At 62.4% G+C, this 13,625-nt stretch carries 12 protein-coding genes and 1 pseudogene; 2 read left to right on the top strand and 11 right to left on the bottom strand.

Annotation, left to right across the window (positions count from 1 at the left end):
* Nucleotides 1-49 precede the first annotated feature (49 nt).
* The 10 genes from RT614_RS00065 to RT614_RS00020 form a co-directional block, all read right to left on the bottom strand.
* The gene (locus RT614_RS00065; RefSeq protein ID WP_409558411.1) at nt 50-922 is read right to left on the bottom strand and encodes a type II secretion system F family protein; all 873 of its coding nucleotides are present in this window, start codon (nt 920-922) and stop codon (nt 50-52) included.
* Nucleotides 923-934: 12 nt separating this feature from the next.
* Nucleotides 935-1,780: a type II secretion system F family protein gene (locus tag RT614_RS00060; RefSeq protein ID WP_313619403.1), complete on the bottom strand. Its 846-nt coding sequence runs from the start codon at nt 1,778-1,780 to the stop codon at nt 935-937.
* Complete coding sequence (locus RT614_RS00055) at nt 1,777-3,471, bottom strand: ATPase, T2SS/T4P/T4SS family (RefSeq protein WP_313619401.1); 1,695 nt, start codon at nt 3,469-3,471, stop codon at nt 1,777-1,779. Before RT614_RS00055 ends, RT614_RS00060 begins: the two co-directional genes overlap by 4 nt.
* Before the next feature lie 3 nt (nt 3,472-3,474).
* A complete protein-coding gene (locus RT614_RS00050; protein WP_313620611.1) occupies nt 3,475-4,788 on the bottom strand; it encodes a type II and III secretion system protein family protein in 1,314 nt (437 codons plus the stop codon).
* Nucleotides 4,789-4,832: 44 nt separating this feature from the next.
* Nucleotides 4,833-5,639 carry a Flp pilus assembly protein CpaB gene (cpaB, locus tag RT614_RS00045; protein ID WP_313619400.1) on the bottom strand — a complete coding sequence of 269 codons (807 nt, stop codon included), beginning with the start codon at nt 5,637-5,639 and terminating at the stop codon, nt 4,833-4,835.
* A complete protein-coding gene (locus RT614_RS00040; RefSeq protein WP_313619398.1) occupies nt 5,636-6,373 on the bottom strand; it encodes a hypothetical protein in 738 nt (245 codons plus the stop codon). Before RT614_RS00040 ends, cpaB begins: the two co-directional genes overlap by 4 nt.
* The gene (locus tag RT614_RS00035) at nt 6,370-6,987 is read right to left on the bottom strand and encodes a pilus assembly protein (protein WP_313619396.1); all 618 of its coding nucleotides are present in this window, start codon (nt 6,985-6,987) and stop codon (nt 6,370-6,372) included. The genes RT614_RS00040 and RT614_RS00035 overlap by 4 nt, the downstream gene beginning before the upstream one ends.
* Nucleotides 6,984-8,384 carry a pilus assembly protein TadG-related protein gene (locus RT614_RS00030; RefSeq protein WP_313619394.1) on the bottom strand — a complete coding sequence of 467 codons (1,401 nt, stop codon included), beginning with the start codon at nt 8,382-8,384 and terminating at the stop codon, nt 6,984-6,986. The genes RT614_RS00035 and RT614_RS00030 overlap by 4 nt, the downstream gene beginning before the upstream one ends.
* A gap of 14 nt (nt 8,385-8,398) precedes the next feature.
* Nucleotides 8,399-8,665, bottom strand: coding sequence for a hypothetical protein (locus tag RT614_RS00025; RefSeq protein ID WP_313619393.1), 267 nt, complete (start codon nt 8,663-8,665; stop codon nt 8,399-8,401).
* Nucleotides 8,666-9,591: 926 nt separating this feature from the next.
* On the bottom strand, nt 9,592-10,041 hold the full coding sequence (locus tag RT614_RS00020; RefSeq protein ID WP_313619392.1) for a hypothetical protein: 450 nt from the start codon (nt 10,039-10,041) through the stop codon (nt 9,592-9,594).
* Between the two features lie 1,670 nt (nt 10,042-11,711).
* Here RT614_RS00020 and RT614_RS00015 point away from each other — a divergent pair.
* Together RT614_RS00015 and RT614_RS00010 are read left to right on the top strand one after the other, a co-directional pair.
* The gene (locus RT614_RS00015; RefSeq protein WP_313619391.1) at nt 11,712-12,620 is read left to right on the top strand and encodes a hypothetical protein; all 909 of its coding nucleotides are present in this window, start codon (nt 11,712-11,714) and stop codon (nt 12,618-12,620) included.
* 3 nt (nt 12,621-12,623) lie between these two features.
* A complete protein-coding gene (locus RT614_RS00010) occupies nt 12,624-13,121 on the top strand; it encodes a hypothetical protein (RefSeq protein ID WP_313619389.1) in 498 nt (165 codons plus the stop codon).
* Nucleotides 13,122-13,310: 189 nt separating this feature from the next.
* Here RT614_RS00010 and RT614_RS00005 read toward each other — a convergent pair.
* A pseudogene (locus RT614_RS00005) lies at nt 13,311-13,625 on the bottom strand (transposase); the annotation flags it as partial.

The following is a 13,625-nucleotide window of genomic DNA, read 5'->3' as shown; positions in this document are numbered from 1 at the left end:
GTGACCGCCAACAAGCGGAGGCGGCCGGCGGATAGCTTCTTCGGCACGGTCATTGCACGCTCTGCATCAATTGGACCGCGATCGGAAACGCCAGCACGATAAATGTGCAGGGGAAGATGCAGCCAATGAGGGGCAGGAGCATCTTGACCGGCGCCTGCATCGCCAATTGTTCCGCCCGCATGTGGCGATCGCTGCGGCACTGCGCCGCTTGGGCGCGCAGAACGGGGCCCAGGCTGGCTCCCAGCGCTTCGGCCTGCGCAAGCGCCGCCGCCCAATTACGAGCCAGCGGGCTGTTGCTGCGCTCGGCCAACGATTTGATTGCAGCAGTTCGCGATACCCCCGTCCGCATTTCAGCCAAGGCATCCGCCAGGGCATCGCGCAGCACGCCCGGCGGCCCGCTTTGCGCAGCCAATTGCAGGGCACCCTGCACGCCCAGTCCAGCTTCCACGCACAGCGTCATCATGTCGAACACGAAAGGAAGATCGCGTTCAATGTCGCGACGCCGCCGCACGGCAAGACTGCGCAACCATAGGACCGGCGCCATTCCGGCTGCAATACACGCCGCGCTCGCCCACGGTATCCACGCCGGAGTTCCCGCTTCTGCAAACCCCGCGGCGATCGCCCCGGCCAACGCGCCGGCCGCCATGGCGGCGCTGCCGCACAGCGCGGCAATGTGCGCGTAGCCTACGCCGGGTGGCAAAGCGGCCTGCTCTATCGCCCTCGCCAGCCGAAGCCGCCATCGCCACGAGCACAGCGGGCCAGCGAGTGGCGCGACCGCCGATATCCACGGCCACGCCGCCCGCCACCACCATGGCATCGCATGGGCCACCCCCGGCTCATCCGTCAGCAACGGCCTCAATACCACCCAGGCGAGCCACGCCGTCCCGCCCGCCGCCGCGACCATGCCGATGTAAAGCCACATCTCGGCCTCCTGTCAGATATCGATACGCATGATGCGCCGGATCAGCAGCACCCCGGCCACTTCCAGCACGGCCACGATCGCCAGCACGCCCCACCCCATCGGGGTCCGCCACAGCAACGACATGATGTCCGGCTCCAGCCGGTCCAGCACCGCCAGCAACAGCAAAGGCAGCGCGCCCACGATCCAGGCTTGCAACCGCCCCTGGGACGTCAGGGCCAACAGCTTGGCCTGCAACTGCAGCCGCGCCCGCAGGGTTTGCGCGATGCTCTCGAGCGCCTCGGCCAGGTTGCCTCCCGTCTTCGCCGCGATGCGCATGGCCGCCACGACCAGCGATGTCGAATCGGCGGGCATGCGGATGAGCAGGTTTTCAAGCGCGACGTCCCAGGGCACGCCCAGGCGCTGTTCCCGCAGCATCAGGCCAAACTCTTGCGCCAGTGGCGCCCCGCTCTGGTCGACGACGTGTCGCAGCCCGGTATTCAACGCCACACCCGCCCGCAGCGCCGACGCCAGCATCAACAGTGCCATGGGCAGTTGTTCCTCGAAGCGTCGCGCCCGCCGGCGGCGCAATCCGTCCACGATCCAACGCGGCAGGCGCGATGCCAGCGCGGCCGACATCGCCGCGGCCAGGCCGCTGCCGGTCGCTGAGAAGGCCAGCGCCGCCGCCACCACGGCGCAGCCGACGGCCGCCGCCCACAACTGAGCCGGGTCGATGAATAGGAAGACTTCACTCAGCCGCACACCCGCTTCCTGCGTATAGACTTCGCGGTACCGCCTTAGCGCGGGCGCGAACCAGTTCTGCGCGCGCCAGACCAGTATGCCGGCGCAGAGCATGGTGGCAATTGCCGCAATCCATATCATGGCAGCCCCAGCGGAAAGGTCGCGGACTCGGTCGAGGAACCCGCGGCGTCCGAAAACCAGGTGGCATCCAGGTCGACTCCCATTTCCGCCCATTCCTGGGTAAAGCTCGGCATTGCGCCGCATCCCAGGAACCCCGCAGTGCGGTCGTAGCGGAACAGGTCCTGCAACTGGATGCGCCCGCTTTCCATCCCTGCAACTTCAACGATCGACGTCACGATGCGGCGCCCGTCCGTCAGCCTCGCTTGCTGCACGACGATGTCCACGCTGGCCGCAATGTGCTCACGCACCGCCGACAGCGGCAGGTCCAGGGCTGCCATCAGTATCATGGCCTCCAAGCGTGCCAGCGCATCTCGTGGAGAGTTGGCATGCAGCGTGGTCAGAGAGCCTTCATGGCCGGTATTCATCGCCGTCAGCATGTCGAACGCCTCTGCCCCGCGGCACTCGCCCACGACGATCCGGTCTGGCCGCATGCGCAACGCATTGCGCACCAGTTCGCGGATATCGATGCGCCCTCTACCCTCCTGGTTGGCCGGACGCGCCTCGAGCGCGACCAGATGGTCGTGGTTCAGCCGCAGTTCCGCCGCGTCCTCGATGGTGACGACTCGCTCGCCATCCGGGATTTCGTTGGACAGAATATTCAGCAGTGTCGTCTTGCCGGCGCCCGTTCCGCCGGAGACCACCAAGTTCTTGCGCATCCTTACGCAAAGCGCAAGAAACTGCGCCATGGCGCCGCTGAGTGCGCCCAGCGCGATAAGGTCCGGCATCTGCGGGCGCCGCTGAGGAAATTTCCGTATGGTCAGGCTTGCTCCCTTCATTGCAACCGGTGGAATGATGGCGTGTACGCGGGAGCCGTCGGGCAGGCGCGCATCCACCATGGGCGAGCTTTCGTCGATGCGCCGTCCCAGTGGCGTCACGATGCGCTCTATCACCCAGCGCACCGATTGCTCGCTGGTGAATGTCGTCTGCTGGCGCCACAGACGGCCTGCGCGCTCGACGTAGATCTCGTCGTAGCGATTGACCATGATCTCGGTGATGTCAGCGGCGGCCAATAGCGGTTCCAGCGGCCCAAGGCCTACCGCTTCGTCCAGCACGTCACGGCAAAGCGCCGTCCTGTCGGCCTCGGGAAGGTCTGAGTCCGAGGCGACGATCTGCGTCAGCAAACGCTCGGCTTCGGCGCGCAGCATGCCATCGCTCATGCCAGCCACGTCCCGCCTGCGCAGGTCAAGCGCGCCAAGCAAGGCCGCATGCAATCGGCGTCGATCATGCAGGCGCTGCTGCGATGTCGCTGGCAGCGGCGCGCCCGGCAATTCGGTGTTCGCTTGCGCCACTGGCCGTGTGGGCATGGTGACTGCGAGGGGCGGGACTGCGGCCGCCTCGAAGCCGTCCGGAGTGGATTTGTGCCCTCTGGCCTGCGAAACGCGCAGCCGACATGGTCCGATCAGAATCTCGTCATCCGGCTGCACCGGCGAATGGCGGACCACTCGCACGCCGTTCACCATCGTTCCCGCAAGCGTGCCCAAGTCCTCAAGGACGATAGCCGCCTCTTCCAACAGCAGCCGGGCGTGCTGCCGCCCGACCCTCCACGTCGGAAGGCGCAGGCCGCACTGAGCGCCCCTTCCGATCAGTATCGGCGCCGGCAATTCCACGCTGCGCTGCGCAGCGTCCTCGAAGGTCATTTCTATCTTGAGCATCGTCTACTCCGGCCACACCGGGCTCGCCCCCAGCGGACGGCCAGTCCATTGGGAGCCTTCGCCGGCATAAGGATCCCAGCCGCCCGCATCCACGGGCGTCGCGGTTCCAAGTCGAGGGGGCTCCGGAAATGCGGTGTCCAGCGCGTCACGTCCACGCCGCACCCGGTCGGCCATGGCGGGCTCGCCTTGCGACACGATCTTTGGCGTTACGAAAATCGCCAACTCCGTTTCGCGGCGTTGATAGCGGCGAGAAGAGAACAAGGCGCCGAGAATTGGAATGTTCTGCAAGCCGGGGAGACCGCTGACCTCGTTGCCCTGCTCGCGAGAGAGAAAGCCTCCAATGACCAGCGTATTGCCCGAACGCACGTTGAACTCCGTAGAGGCGCGACGCGTGCGCAAGGCCGGCCCGCCCGGCAGGCTCATCGAAGTGTCCACCGAGCTTGCCTCCACCTCGATCAAGGACCGTATGACGCCGTTGCGGTCGATTCGAGGAGTGATGTTCAGCGACACACCATAAGGCTTGAACAGCGTCGTGGCATTGCCCTGCGAATCGGTCGATGCGTACGGAACCTCTCCACCCGCCAGGAACGTGGCGCTGGCTCCGCTGCGCGCCAACAACTGCGGTTGGGCGAGCATGACGGCCTCGCCTGTCTGAGCCAACGCGGCGATCCGAGCCGATAGCAAGGCATTGACGCCGAAGTAGCCCGCCGCTGACGACACCGGAGCGGCCGTTTCGATAATCTGCTCGCCCGGCCTGGTGATGCGGCCGCGCGACCCGCCGTCCCATGCCAAGCCCGCGTTGACTCCGCCCTGCGTCACGCCGTCCCAGCGCACGCCGAACTCCTGCAATCTTGACGTCGGAATCTCGACGACCTGGACGTCGAGCAACACCATGCGATCCCAGCCCACCTGGCCGGTGAAGTCCAGCACGTTGGGATAGCGGTCCGCCAAGGCTGCGATGCGCGCGCGATCGTCGTCGGAGAGGTCATCGCCCTCGATCAGGATACGTCCCCCGACGTTGGTGCTGCGTGCCCCCGGAATGCGCGAGAGCAGACTCTGGACCTCATCACGCAAGCGCGGCGTTCCGGCCGGCACCACCCGCAATTCGTAGGCCGCGATGCGGTCGCGGCCCGTCCAGACATGCACCGACGACACCCCTTCGGCGCGCGCGAACACCACGACCTCCCGGCCCTCTGCCGCAACCGCACTGACGATCTGACTGTTGCCGATCGCTACGCGCCTGACGCCCGGATGCGGCAGGACCCGGGTTTCGCCCACCTGCAATTCAAGCGATTCGGTTTCACCCAAGGCGGGCATCGATACCAGAAACAGGCATAGCGCAAGGATGAATGGACTTCGCATCATGGCCGCTCCACGTCGAAGCCTGCGCGCGCATCCAGGCGGTCGCCATACAGGATCGCCACGCCGGGCGCAGGCTTTGGATCCGGTTCCAATCCGATGAGCGAGGCCAGATCGCTCTGGGCCGACTGGCTGACTGGGGCTGAATCGTCACGATGACGCAGCATTGCGGTCAGCGCACCGGCTTGTCTTGCAGCGATGAAACGGGTCGCTTCATCCGGAGTTGCTGCAAGCGTGATGTTGCCTGCGCCATCACCGCCACTGCCAACCGTCAGAACATGCATGCCTTGCAGGACCGGGACGGTGAGATCACGCTGGCGATGGGTGAATGTCACGTAGATGTCGATGGCATCGCCCGCCCGCAGCATATCTGCAAGGCCGCCAAGGTCTGCTGCCGCCACGGTGAATGCCCTTTGTCCCGCGCGCAATTGGGACGCCAGCGCGGGAACCGGCGCGTTGAAGGTCAGGAATCCTCGCAATAGCGGTTCGCCATGCGCGACGTCCGCAATAAGCGTGGCCCCGATCACGCTGCCCAGGTCCATGGGATCGACGCTGGCGCCGGGTGCCCAGAGTTGCGGAAGCTCGCGCACGGCAATGTGCACCTCGTCCAGCAGCGTGCCAGCGGGAAGGTCGTAGGCCGCCACAAGACGTCGTACCAACGGTGTGCGCGTCTCAGCTTCCAGAGCCTGCACCCGCTGCTGAACATGTTCACGCACCGCCCAGGCGGCCACCAGACCCGCCATCACGGCAAGGCCATAGACGCCCGCGCGGCGCAAGCGCGCGACGCTGCGAATGATCCAGGCCATCATGGCGCCCACCCGATGGCTCGCAAGCCGCTGCCGGTCTCCATTGGAACCAGCCACAGCTTCATGCGCTCGCGCTCACGAGTCCACCATTGGCCCGCGCCTATGCGCAATCCGTCCGCTTGCCCTGTGTCTGCAGGCGGCTCCTGCTTCCAGCCGGCTTGCCGGAGCCCGGTCTCAAGGAGGCCCGCCATTTTTTCAGGAGGCAACGCGTGCTGCCAGATGCGCTCGGAAACTTTAGCGCCGGCCTCCGTCACCGCAACGTCCATCCTGACCCGTGCACCGTCAGGCAGCCAGGTGGGCCTGGGGGCCGTCGGCGCGGCCCGCACACTGACCGCGGAAATGCTGCCAACCGTGCGCCCGGCGCCCGCCCGTTCCATTTGAGCGACCCATCGATCTTCGCCAACGCGACCGGACAGGATCAGTTGCCCCGGCAGCACGTGCAGATCTTTCAGGGCGGGTTGTTGCGCAGACAAACCGCGGGCCAACGCAGCCGGGCTTTGCGGCACGTCAAAGACCAGCACTTGCGCCGGTACGCCGTGCAGCCACAAGCGTTCCGCGAGCATCTCATATGAGGCACCCGGCGGAAGACGCAAGCGATCAAGGCTGGCGACACCCGCGGACGCGCGTGCGCCCGTCGGCGCGACGGTCAGCACGCCAAGAAAAACAATTCCCGCCGTCCACGCGACGATGCGGAACTGCTCCTCAAGTGGTTGAAGTACGAATTGGACCAGTTTCATTTGTTCCCATCCCCGCGTTTGCTCAGTCGATCCGCAGGCACAACATCAGCCCAAGGCGAAAGCCAATCCAGCGACAGCTTCGGACGGCCCCATGGCGCGTCCACCCTTTCCAGTGGACGCTGCATCCGGCCTGCCTCGGATAACGACATGCGGCCTGCCTGCGACCACCCCGTGCGAGCGGCTCCTACCCGGCGTTGTCCATCTGCATCGCCGTGCGCGTAACCCGCTCCGCCGGCTACGCTAAGGCGCCGGGAGATAGGCAGTCCGATCAACGCGTCCGTGCGACGCGGTTGCGTTCGAACCTCTACGGACAGCAGCGTCAATGCAGCGCCAAACCACTCGTCCTGCAGTGTCGCCGCCTGCGGCGGCGACACTCCAGAAAGCACCTCGGCGGCGCTGGACAAGTCCATCCCGCCCGGAGCTTTTAACGCCGTCATCGGTTGCCCCTGTGCAGCGGACATTACGGCCTTGCGGCCGGCCTGGGTTGTCTGCTGCGCCGAATACTGCAGCGAGCCAATCCCTGACGTCGCCCAAAGCAACAACGCCATAAGGGGCAGCATCAGCAAGGCTTCGATTACTGCCTGCCCATGCTGGCGAACTCGTCGGGTCGTCATTGCGCCATCCTTGCCTGCAAGGCTTCTTGCTGCGTCACCGCGGAAAGTCGAGCCTGCCAGTACGGGCGAAAAAGCGTAGCCAGCTCTCCGCGGCCATCCGCGCGACGCTCCGGACGGGAGAAATAGGTTTCTGCGGCGCTGCTCACTTTGACCGCGCCCGACCGTCCCAGACCCGCATAGCGAAACCGGCCGCCAGGCGCGGCCACGGCGCTGCCTGCGTCCGTCGTCTTGAGCACGCCGGATCCCAGGCTGACGGCAAGCGAGAAACGCAAGGGTGCCGCAGCGCGCGACATCGCAATCTCGCGATAGGCAGGCAGCCCTCCACCAGGCCAGCGCTGGGCCGCCGCCATCGCATACGAGTTCGCCATAGGGTTGGTGGCCCCTGCAAAAATATCCCACGACGTGGACTGTTCTACCCAACGCCAAAAGTCTTCCTGCGAGAAGTCCAATGGCGGCTCCTCGACGTACTCCAGATCGGCCGGCGCATTGCTTTTTTCGCCCTGCGCGGTTCCCCAGGCCATCGCGTACTCGCGGTAGTAGCAGCCCACCCAACGGTTCGATCGCAAGGCGTGATACGACTGGGTGTCAATCGCGCCCCAGCGGCCATCGGGCCCAAGCCACGTCGACCCGCGCCTTCTTAATTCATGGCGATGCAACGGACAGCGCGGGTCCACCATCCATCCGTTGCGTCGAGTCTGGCTGCGGCTGTCCAGAAAGCCGTAGCGCCCCGCAGCTTCTTCGGTTGCGGGACGCAAACCAATCTTGCGCGTGGCGGCGCTGCTCTCGGTGTATCCAGGCCACCCATCCGTCAGGAGTTGCATACTCAGGGGCGATGAAGCAGCCGCGCCAGCATCGCCGACGCCTGCATGCGCGGGATAGTTCGCAGCCAGCACCCTGCGCATGATGCGGTCCCGTGATTGCTGAAGATCGGCAACGACTTCACGTGCAGCGACCTCAAGAACCCGACGCACGACGCGATCGTGCTGGTCAAAGGCGCGCGCCAGCCGCGCCTTGGCATCGGATGGCGCACTTGCACTTTGGTATGCACTGCCCATGTCGGGCCCAAACAGCATCGCAATCAGGCTGGCCGGCGGGTTGCCCCGGCTGCGCTGCGACTGCATGGAATGCAGGTATTGAGCGGACGCGCCCAGCGTGACGAGGTGCGCCATGGCCACTTGGTGCGCGATTTGACTGCGGTTGACATAGGCAAGACTATTGAGCGCTCGAGCCTGCGCAAGTGCGCCGCTATAGGCTGCCGCGTCCGCCGCGTGCGTCAGGCGGCTTTTGGCCTCGACTGTCTGGCCAAGGTTGTACAAAACCACCAGCGACGCCGCGCCCACCACCGCGACCAGCATGCCCAAAACCAACGCCTGGCCATGCTGATAGTCCGCGGTCATGACCGAATGCGGATTCAATTTGCGCTCTCGGCATTGCCGGTAAACGACTTGAGCGATCGCGCCTTGGTCTGTGCCGCAGCCTTCTGCGCGGCCTGCTGTGCAGCACGAGATTGCGTGCTGCCGTCCTCGCCCGCGAGTTCACGCGCCATGGCGGCCGTCTGCGAACGGACTACTTGCCCAAAGTATTGATACACCGCAATCGCCGCAACGGCCACCAACGCCACGACCACGATGTACTCCGTCATGCCCTGTCCCAATTGACGCTTAAGGTTCTTCGCCATGTCTGCTCTCCAGTGCAGTGAATGTGGAGCTCAGTGTCGCAAGCGAGGGAGGGGCACACAATTCGTGGAAGCCGAGGCGGGCAAAGCGACGCAGCCTCCTTGACGGTGCGCTGGGATCACTCACGCAGCGCGGATCACTCATGCAGCGGGGGGGATCAGGTACGCAGCGAGAAAATCGCGAGCTCTCGACGCCCGATCCAACCCATTGTTAAGATTCCGCTCTCGCGACCGACATACGGCGCCATCCGGCGGCCCAGCATCTCTTGCGAAGCAGCAAAGTCCATGGCGCCGCACATCACTTAATGCTCTCCGCACCTGGCTCCAAGCCACGGTCGGGCCGTGGTGCGCCGCCGAGCCAAGCGGTAGAGCGAAGTTGCGGGGCAGTTTGGCCTCCATCGCAAATCCAACGGCAGATGAGAGCCCCATGGCACGGCTTCTCGAGGCGCGAGTCTCCACGCAAACCCAGTCAGCGCCTGAGTGGATGCGGAAGTTGAGCGGATGGAAAACGCGTCACGCAAAAAGCCTGTTCCGACTTCGGTGCTTCACGCGCACCAACACCGAGCGACGCAGGCGCAACACCAGCGGCGGGAACAGCGGGACGCGTTGGAAGGCGACGTTCTGCGTTTCTTGCAGGAGGTAAAACGCGCAGCCTGTCGGCGGCTTAGGACTTTCGAATGGCGGCGCGTATGCGCCAGTGCTGTCACATGTCGATGACCGTGAGAGTACGTCTTTACCGGCTGGTCGCGTCGCCCACACCGAAGGCGACTTGGCCGTGGAGTGGGAAGTTGAATAACACTACCTCAGCAACGGGGAAGCCACCGCATGATCGCTATCATTGACGCAGTCCATGCCGACCATCGTCGACCGGGATGCAAGACCAATGTTTGAGGTGACTTCCGCCGCTAACGCGCCGAGGCAAAAGCAGCTCAGTTGCCGAACAGAATTCCAAGCCGGCTGTTCCACGTGTCGCCATACGCTTTGTTGGCGACGGGGAACCTGATCAACGGTCGTTTGAGATCGCCTGTGGAAAAGTCAAAATGAACATTCTGGAAAGACAGGCGGCCATTGCCGGAGCTCTCCGTCCACTTCAACTGCCACCGCCTGATGTAGGAAAAGTCGAGCACTTCGCCCGGATCTTTCTTCCCCGACACCATGCACAGCTTCTGGGTGGTCGGATCGAACGCAATGACAACCTTGTTGTCCTTATCGGCAAGAATCAGATCGCTCTCAACGCTGTCGTCTGGAAAAGACGTGCCGAGTCGCTGATTATGTTCGCGAAACTTTGCGAGCAAGGCCTGGTGACGCTTCTTTTGCGCGTGAATTGCCCAAGCGATCAGTGCGACGATCGTAAGGACGATGGAAATGATGTTGAACATAGCGGCGTGCTTCCAGGGGACGTGAGCTGTATCGGCGTTAACGGCCATCTGGACGAAAACTTTAGTGGGCGTCGCACTAAATCAGCGTTTTTGCGCAGCGTCTGCTTCGTATTCGACACATCAACACAATATGCTCACCCAAACGGAGCGTCGAATCACTCTTGTGAAACTCGTCCCTTCGCAACACCCGCCCCATCGACTGCGATGCGTCCATGGTCCACGTCTGCCATCCCTCGCCCGATAGCCTGCAGCCGCGTCCCCTCCCCCATCCACCCCCATTTCCGCCCGAGGGTTTCCCCTATTGCTCACTATCGGACCGAGCAGTAGATTGAAGTTGCCGGGCTGTCTGACACCCATCGCGTGCGAAGCCGGGCAGGAGCGCCTCAGACTCACCTTGAGCTGGGGCGCTCTTCCGTTTTCAAGCCGTTCCAGTGGGCCGATGCCGTTTTCCGTGGCATTCAGCTCTCAGTTGCTTGGCGTGTGTCGGCGCATTAAGCCCAGACGCGTTAAGAGTGCAACGACCGTTTGTCTAACGCAGCGCCCGCCATTTATCCCTTCGCCACGTTGTTTGACCGCTCCGTGCCCGCGAGCGTGTGCTAAGCAGTGAGGTCAATCATCCGCCGTGCGCCGAGGCACGCTACGGCGCACGGTCAGCTTCCGTCCCCGCCATCTGTGCATTCCTCCGCCGCGAAACAGAGTGCATTTAGTACAGCCAATCCACGCTCGTAGGAGTGGAGCGTGACTCTGGCTGCTACAGTCTTATGCTTGGGAAAAGATAGCTCCCCTCGCTGATAAGCGATTTCCACCTATAGCCGTCCATCGAGGGCTCTCGCCGCGACCGAAGTGTTTTTTTCGCTTGGCTCGCTTCGTAATTTTTTTCTTCCTGCTGCCATGCGTTAACCCGTTCCAGCACGCAGTTGCGAAACGGAATCAAAGCGCTATGCCAGCGCCCAGCAGGTGGCATAGCGATACGCGAAGCGTCATCCGCCTCTGCGGCTATACGATCGGCCAAGTCCGCGGTCATGGGACTTCGCTTACCCTCAGCCTGAGATGGATCTTCGGGCGTTTCTAGCACATACGACTCTTGTGCCCCCGCCGCGGGCGGGAGAAGAGGCCTAGTCGCTGCTTTTCCTGCCTCAAGCTTCATCCAGTGTCCTGCAGAAGGTGTTGGAACAGACAGGGCCTTGCAGATCCTTCTCAGACCATTGTCAGATAGGCCATATTCCTACATAGCTCCTTCATCGAAGTTTTACACACTTGCCGGTACAGCTCATCACGCTCAATGACCTTTCGCACGCTAGCCCCTGTAGTCCCAAATCGGTTGCAGTCTTAATAAAATCACACGGCCCCGTGAGATGTGACAGTACGTCAAGGAAGATCTCGATATCTCGTGCGATGTCATCGACCTGTGCCTGAATCACAAAAAGGCAAAAGACCACACGCACCTACCAACGCCAAACTATGGTGCCACAGCGTAAGGAAGCGTTTGACGTGCTCGGCGCCCACCTCACAAAATTGCTTGGCGATCCCGCCGCTTCGCTCCCTACAAAACAAAGGGATGATGACGCTTTAGGCTACTTTTTGCGATCCGACGTTTCTTAGCTAGGATCTCAGACACGCCCTATATCGCGGCTTCGGCCTCAGAAGTAAACAACGGAAAGCGGATGCCAATGTCCGCCGTTTTCACTTGCGAGGTCTTAACAAGTTGTATGGCTAAGCTTCACCGCAATGACCGGTCCGCGCTGCCCGCCGAAATTCGTATGGTGCAGGGCAATACTCTCGTAATCAAGGTCGTGGGCCTGGGTCCAAACAGGAAGCACCTACTCCTCAAGTCCAACGCACCTGGATTATTGTCGATTCATGAGAACACGCCGGATGACAGGAATCTCGAGCAATCCGTCAAATTAGCTGTCGTGGCCAAGGATGTGCGTCAGGAGAGAGTGGCCGAGGTGACGGCATACGTCAATGATGGCCGTGCTAATGTAGTCGATGCAAATACTCCCCGGATCCGCGTCAAAATTCTCCCGTACCTGCACTTGCCTGCTCAGGACTCCGAACTAGGAATGCTGAGCAGAATGCTAATTTTGGAGTCCATTGGGCCTGAGCACAAGAAATTTGCTGGCAACGCAGAAGCGCGCCAATCCATGCAATGGATAATGCGAGTATTGCGCAACCGACTCGAGGCAGGGGCTCACCATTTTTCAAACAGTCCCAGAACCGCCGCGAACCAGACCTTAGCCACGATGACACAAGTGGTCATGATCCCCGGCCAGGTGGAAGGGTTCCCCGACTATCCCAACCTGCCCGAAAGGAAGATGGCACTCATCAAGAGAGTCGTTGACTCGGCGAATGATGGAACGCACGGCCGCTTCGCGGCGTATCGTGAATTACTGGCAGACGCTATTGCAGTGGCGGGAAGCCCGCCGATTGCTGATCCTTGTCCGACCAAGCTCTACGGATGGAGAACACAGGGCGCAACGAGTCCAGGTCCAAACTTCCAGCATTTCAGAAGTTTAGGGGGGCAAGACTTCTACACCTTAACTCCGGAATATCGAGCAAAAGTTTTGAAGGTGAAATGATTCATGGTCGCTAAAATGAAAGCTTGGTTTGGAATTTTTTCGCTTAGCTTCACTCTTTCTGCCTGTGCGAGCGGCTTACCTGACGCACCGTTTCGTATTCCGCCGGACGAGCACTTCGAGGTGGCGGCGAGCCCGTACTACCAGCAGCCAGAGCGGGCGATAAAGAAGCGCGTCGCATACTTTAACAAGCAGGACGGCACAAACCATTTTTGCCTCATTGGGTATAAGTGGCGTGACGGCAATACGCAGGTGTGGCTGTACTGGCTGGAAGATGGCAGTCTAGTTCAATGGGACGGCAACCTGGATCGAGAAATCCGAGAGACCAGCCTTATGGATACCACTGATGGGGTGCGGCTTTCCGAGATTCCGGCCGACGGCCAAGATCCCGGCTTGGGCGGGGCGCGGTTGACCAGCTCTCGGGCGTGGCATCAATTAGTGGACGACTGCGAGCAGCACGGCCAGAATTATGTCATCCGCCCGTTTCCCCGGGGTCGCAAGTAGGCGCTGTTGAGAGCCGAACTGCTATGGCGTGAGCTACGACGAAAGCAGCGTGGCAGCAGGGGACCCGCCAGCACCTCAGGTACAGTGGATCGCAAGCCGCGTGGCTATCGATTGCGGGATGCAGCTTTCCCCCGAGCATCTGCTTCTCTCAATCCGTCAGGAAGTGACTGCGTAAAACGGTGATGAAGGTCAGGCTGCGTTAACAGCCTGCTCACTTCGGTAGTTCGTTCCGTTGGTGAGGATGGCCCCGGCTATCCTCGCCAATTTATTGGCCAGCGCACAGGCCACCACGTTCGAGTGGCGCCTTGCCAGCAGCTCGAGCACCCAGACGCCCAGCCGATCCGTGCGCCCGCTCGATGCGTTGCATGATTGCTCGCGCGCCCTGCACTAGCAGCCGCCTGAGGTTCTTGTCGCCGCGTTTGCTGATGCCCAGCAGCTTGGGTTTGCCGGGTAATCCCCCCGTAAAAGCGTTGGATCCAGAAGTAGAATTTTCTGTTGAGGAGT

This window comes from Achromobacter sp., assembly GCF_032102605.1.
GTDB lineage: Bacteria > Pseudomonadota > Gammaproteobacteria > Burkholderiales > Burkholderiaceae_B > Achromobacter.
Note: the sequence above shows the minus strand (reverse complement) of the source record. Positions and strands in the feature narration are given on the sequence as shown.